The 1,527-nt window shown below is 52.9% G+C and carries 1 protein-coding gene; it reads left to right on the top strand.

Going from position 1 to position 1,527, the window contains the following annotated elements; translation table 11 throughout:
* Positions 1-77 precede the first annotated feature (77 nt).
* Positions 78-1,454 carry an IS1182 family transposase gene (locus B7444_RS15740; protein WP_007284721.1) on the top strand — a complete coding sequence of 459 codons (1,377 nt, stop codon included), beginning with the start codon at positions 78-80 and terminating at the stop codon, positions 1,452-1,454.
* The last annotated feature ends 73 nt before the right edge of the window (positions 1,455-1,527 follow it).

Below are 1,527 nucleotides of genomic sequence, written 5' to 3' on the forward strand. Positions count from 1 at the left end.
AATTCTGTTGAAAAAGTCGCTCTTGAAATAATCATGGCTTCCTGATTCAGTCGTCATCAGTCAAGGAGTGTCGGCAGATGATGGGTGAGCGAACCGGGGTTCAGGAAACCCTGTTTTATGGGTTCAGCCTGGAGCAGCATGTACCAGACAATCACCTACTTCGATCCATTGACCGGCTGATTGATCTCTCTGGAATTCGAGAACACCTTCGCCCATTTTACAGCACAATGGGACGCCCCTCGATTGATCCGGAACTCCTCATTCGGATGCTGTTGATCGGTTACTGCATGGGCATCCGTTCCGAACGGCGTCTGTGCGAAGAAGTACATCTGAACCTCGCCTATCGATGGTTCTGCCAGTTGGGTCTGGATGGGACTGTTCCTGACCACTCCACATTTTCAAAGAACCGACATGGCCGGTTTCGTGAGAGCAACCTTCTGCGCGAAGTGTTCGAGATGACCGTCCGGCGCTGTATCGAGACGGGCCTGGTCGGTGGGGAAGGTTTTGCCGTTGATGCCAGCCTGATCCGGGCGGATGCCAATCGACTGCGGGCTGTGCCAGGAGATGAAGGCCTTCCTCCTGATGCAACAGGGCGTGCCGTAAAAGAATATCTTGCCGTTCTTGACGATGCCGCATTCGGTGCATCGACACCTGTTGTCCCTAAAAGATTATCTCCTACAGATCCTGCGGCACGGTATTCTGCAGCCACACCCAATCAGGCGTTCTTTTCATACAGCACCAATTATCTGATCGATCTCAGGCATGCTGTTATTGTCGATGTTGAGGCCACGACATCGGTGCGTCAGGCTGAAGTCACAGCACAGCGTCGCATGATTGAACGGGTACAGCAGACCTTTGGCTTATGGCCTGAACGTCTGGCTGCAGATGGTGCTTATGGAGATGCTGCCAACCTCGCATGGCTGGTAGAGGACAGAGGGATCGAACCGCATATTCCTGTGTTTGATAAATCAGCCCGCAATGACGGAACGTTTGCACGGTCTGATTTCACATTCGATCATGAGAATGACTTTTATATCTGCCCGGGCGGTCATCAACTCCGGACATCCAATCGGAATTTCACAACACCCCGTTCCCGTGTCGATAAGGATGGCTTCATTCGTTATCGAGCCCGTGTGAAGGATTGCAGTGAATGTGAATTCCGCCAGCGCTGCACTCCCAATACACCCGCCCGCAAGATCATGCGGTCCGTGCATGAAGGCGCTCGCGATATGGCGCGGGATATCGCCCAGACCGATGCCTACGTGACATCACGAAGACAGAGGAAAAAGATTGAGATGCTGTTCGCGCATCTCAAACGCATACTCAAACTGGATCGACTGCGGTTACGAGGCCCAAATGGCGCCAGAGATGAGTTCCTCCTCGCAGCAACCGCCCAGAACCTGCGTAAAATGGCAAAGCTGATGCCACTCATCTCTCTCCAGAGGGCCACCTGAAGGAGACAGGCGCATCAAACTTCTCACAAGCCCCGATCCACTCGACACAGCATGCGACTTTTTCAACAGAATT

This window comes from Gluconobacter thailandicus F149-1 = NBRC 100600, from assembly GCF_000964465.1.
In the GTDB taxonomy this organism is placed as follows: Bacteria; Pseudomonadota; Alphaproteobacteria; order Acetobacterales; family Acetobacteraceae; genus Gluconobacter; species Gluconobacter thailandicus.